Source organism: Colwellia sp. (assembly GCF_013215345.1).
GTDB lineage: Bacteria > Pseudomonadota > Gammaproteobacteria > Enterobacterales > Alteromonadaceae > Colwellia.
This window is the reverse complement of the sequence record NZ_JABSOV010000207.1, coordinates 1-4,177: the sequence shown is the minus strand read 5'-3', so window position 1 is coordinate 4,177 and position 4,177 is coordinate 1. Positions and strand designations below refer to the sequence as shown.

General features: G+C 39.2%; 3 protein-coding genes. 2 read left to right on the top strand and 1 reads right to left on the bottom strand.

Annotated features, from left to right (window positions below):
• Nucleotides 1-306: 306 nt before the first annotated feature.
• The gene (locus HRT50_RS18100; RefSeq protein ID WP_291617102.1) at nt 307-2,004 is read right to left on the bottom strand and encodes an SUMF1/EgtB/PvdO family nonheme iron enzyme; all 1,698 of its coding nucleotides are present in this window, start codon (nt 2,002-2,004) and stop codon (nt 307-309) included.
• A gap of 481 nt (nt 2,005-2,485) precedes the next feature.
• On the opposite strand from HRT50_RS18100, the gene xdhA reads away from it, so the two are divergent.
• Together xdhA and HRT50_RS18090 are read left to right on the top strand one after the other, a co-directional pair.
• Nucleotides 2,486-3,955: a xanthine dehydrogenase small subunit gene (xdhA, locus tag HRT50_RS18095; protein WP_291617100.1), complete on the top strand. Its 1,470-nt coding sequence runs from the start codon at nt 2,486-2,488 to the stop codon at nt 3,953-3,955.
• Nucleotides 3,955-4,177: hypothetical protein (locus HRT50_RS18090; protein WP_291617098.1), on the top strand; the 223-nt coding region annotated here is incomplete at its 3' end. The genes xdhA and HRT50_RS18090, both read left to right, overlap by 1 nt.

The window sequence follows — 4,177 nt, the reverse complement described above, 5'->3', positions numbered from 1 at the left end:
AGCAATGCGGAAATCATTGAAATGTTGAGCGCACAATATTCGTATGATGCAGGCACATGATCTGAACACGTTAATTATGGTGGTATTCAGACTTAAAGGACTATAAAGCGCACAAAGTGATCATTGTTAATTTAATTATGAACGACGGCTATGGTGGTTTCGCAGCGGTCTGGCTTGCTAAGACCCTATTTACTAAAAGAGTCTAATCAGGTTTGAACTAATACTCTTTACCTCAGATAAAAAAGGCAGTACTTAGTGAGCTAAGTACTGCCTTTATGGTTTATAACTGGCTATTTAACTAAAATATTAGCTCTTAGTTAAGGTTAACCAATTCAGTTTCCAATTATTATCTAGAGATTTCAAGGTCACGGTATTTCTACCTTTTTTCAATTGAACTTCTAAGCCCTGTTGCGTCTGCCACTCATGATAACCGCCCGTTGCAGTCACTAGATCAACGCCCACTTTTTTATCATTAGCTAATACTTCAAAACCTTTGGTATCACGTGGCGTAGCTACCCGATATGCCAATTTATATAGACCTGCTTCAAGCACTTCTATTTGATAAGTAAATTGTGCTTCAGCACCAATACCACCGATACCTGTGAAGTTGTAACCACCATCGTCATCTGAAGTGCGTGTCAGCGAGCTATCACTCGATTCAGCAGCCCACTCGGCTTCAACGCGACCTGGAATTTCAATCCAGCCCGCTTGAGTAGACACTTCGCTATAGTGGCTTTGTTGATGAAAGCTCACCGCAACCACAGCATAGTCATACTTCATTAACCCCATTTTCGGCTCAGTAAACCTAGTGGTAGTTAAATTCGTCGCTAACAATTTGAACATACCGCCGGTAACTTCATTGCGATATACACGGTAGCTTTCAACATCTTCTTGTTCGTTTTTATCCCAACTGATGGTGACTGTTTTATCATCTTGTTGTATTTTTACATTACTGACCGCATCAGGGAAAGCAGGTTGTATATCCCGTCGTTTTTGTTCTTGTTGCTGAGCAAAAGTTAATCTTGCTAAGAACTTTTTACTCGCTGAAGATAACTTAGGCGCTTTGCCATCAAGGGCTAATCTAAAGCCATCAACACCACCAGAAAAGTCTTCTGGAATACTGCCGCGTTGCGCTAAAGGTGAATGACTCCAGTGCCAACTGCCACCACGGGTTGAGCGACTTTCACATTTTTCATCAATGAAAGCCGAGCCATCAATGGGGGTATTGCTATAATCGACACTTCGACAATCTGCCAGCATTTCTAAAACGTTACTCACCACATCATGTAAACCAAATTGATTAGCTTTGTACATGCCCACTATGCTGGCATAGGCTGAGTGGTCATCACAATTTGACATATCACCCGACCAATTATAATAACTGGTATTACTATCGCGTTGTAAAACGTTCTCACCCGTTAAGTCTGCAGTATTGGCATAATCACATACTTTGGTAAGATCGGTATCATCCCCAAAAAAGTAATCGGTTTTAGTGCCGGCTCGGGCAGCGTATTCCCACTCAGCTTCTGTTGGTAAGCGATACGGTTTGCCTGTCTCTTTTGCTAACCACTTAGTATAAGCATTGGCCGCTTGCCAATTAATACAAACCACTGGCTGAAATTCACTGGTGTTTAAGGCATTGGTTTCCCAGTTCCCTTTTGAATAAGCTCTAAACCAACCATTGAGTTGATGGCGACATTCTTGTGGTACAGCGTAATTAGTGGCTTCGACAAACTGACGAAACTCATTTACTGTCACTTCATATTTACCCATGCTGAATTCACTGACATTAACTTGATGTAGCGGCTGCGAGTTTTCGCTCGCTATTGAACCCATTTCAAAACTACCTGCGGGAATTGTGGCCATAATCGGTTCGATGGCTGAATTTTTTTCAATGGCATAACTTTCATCGGAATAAGCTTCATTGGCATAAGTTGCACCGGCAAAGAGTGCCTGGCTAGTGACTGATAAAAAGAGCGCCGTTACACATGTATTAAGTTTCATTTAGTCTTCCTTTTTATTGAGTACACCACAATGAAAAAAACAGCAGCGAAAGTCCTATGAAAAAGCTAGTTATTGCTAAAAATAGAAAAATCCTAGAAAAATAGTCTGATATTTAAGTGACTAATAAACCATTTTTAGCCGCTTTATTATCGACTTTTATGAACGACTTTTTGGCCGAGGGAATACTTGATATTAAGACCTTTACTCGAGCCTACTTTACCATGATATGAATTCCCTTTCGGCCACATTTCACATAGTAAAAACCATAAAAAATCTCAATTGAACAAATATTATTAAGGAAAAAACCGCTACACCCCTACTAGATTCGGTGATGTTTACCCATCTATTCAGCTAACTATGTAAATCAAGGGTTTACAAAAAACACGAAGCTGACACTTGTGTCAACTATTTATTCTGCTATAGTGAATGCATACAAATATTCAAGTCGATACTTAAAAATATAATTAAAGCGGAAAGAATAATGGTAGCAAATACAATAAAATTCCTGTTGAACAACGATGTTGTAGAGATTGAAAACTTAGATCCTAATACGACTGTTTTACAATACTTACGTGAAGAGCAATTTAAATCTGGCACAAAAGAAGGTTGTGCTTCAGGTGACTGTGGTGCTTGTACCGTAGTGCTAGCTGAGCTAGATGCTGAAAACAGCAAACAACTTAACTACAAAGCAGTTAATGCTTGTATTACCTTTGTTGGTAACTTACACGGTAAGCAACTAATTACAGTTGAAGATTTGAAAGACGGCGCTAAGTTACATCACGCCCAACAAACTATTGTAGACAACCATGGTACACAATGTGGTTTCTGTACCCCTGGTTTTGTAATGTCTTCTTTTGCTTTACACAAACATAACCAAAACCCAAATCGTGATGAAGTTCTTGAAGCTTTAGCGGGTAACTTATGTCGTTGTACTGGCTACCGTTCTATTATTGATGCTGCTATTACTTCAAGCGAAAATATTGGTGATGATTCTTTTGCTAAGCACTACCAAGACACACTTAATACGCTTAACGAATTCACAAAATTACCAACACCAACATTAAATGGCAATGGTAATACTTATCTTGCTCCTCAGAACATTGATGAGTTAGCGACTGAATTAGTCAGAGAGCCTAAATCAACGTTACTTGCTGGTGGTACCGACTTAGCACTTTCAGTTACGCAAAACTTAGCTGTTGTTAAAAAGCTTGTTTATATTGGTAATGTTGCAGAATTAACTACCCTTGAAGAAACTGATACTGAAATCGTTATCGGTTCAGCAGTACCTTACAGCGAGTTTATCGATACTTTACACCATTACTACCCTGACTTAGGTGACATGATCGAACGTATTGGTGCAAAACAAGTACGTAATACAGGTACGCTAGGCGGAAACGTAGGTAACGCTTCACCTATCGGTGATATGCCTCCTGCACTTATCGCTCTTGGCGCAACAATGACACTACACCTTAACGGCGTAGAGCGTACAATTTTAGTTGAAGACTACTTTCTTGATTACAAAAAGACTGTTCTGAAAACTTCTGAATTTATCAAGTCAATTACAATTCCTAAGCCAGTTGCTGGTCAAACACTTAAGCTTTACAAGATCTCTAAACGTTTAGATGATGATATTTCTGCGGTATTAGCAGCATTCTTCATTGAGCAAGATGGTCAAAAAGTAACAAATGTACGTTTAGCATTTGGTGGCATGGCTGGTATTCCTAAGCGTGGTTCAGCTGCTGAAGCGGCATTATTAGGTAAAGATTTATCTAAAGAATCAGTAGCGCAAGCAAAAGCAGCGTTAGCATCTGATTTCCAACCTATGACTGATGTACGTGCTTCTGATAAGTACCGTATGACAGTAGCTCAAAACCTTATTGAAAAATGTTATTTAGAGCTACAAAGTGCTTATACAAGTAACGTAATTGAAACACGAGTGGTGAATAATTAATGCGTACTTTAATTGATATTAAAAAAGCTAGTTCAAACACAGATAAAAATGTTGTTGAAGGTCAAATAGGTGTTGGTTTAGGTGGCGTTGGTACTCACAAAAAACATGAAAGTGCTGACAAACAAGTTGCGGGTGAAGCGATTTATGTTGATGACCGTCCATCTCTACGTGGTGAATTACATGCTTATGTAGGTCAATCTACTATGGCCCACGCTAACATCA

Coding starts and splice junctions, on each gene's coding strand:
- HRT50_RS18100 (WP_291617102.1), bottom strand. CDS start 2,004: ATGAAACTTAATACATGTGTAACGGCGCTCTTTTTATCAGTCACTAGC.
- xdhA (WP_291617100.1), top strand. CDS start 2,486: ATGGTAGCAAATACAATAAAATTCCTGTTGAACAACGATGTTGTAGAG.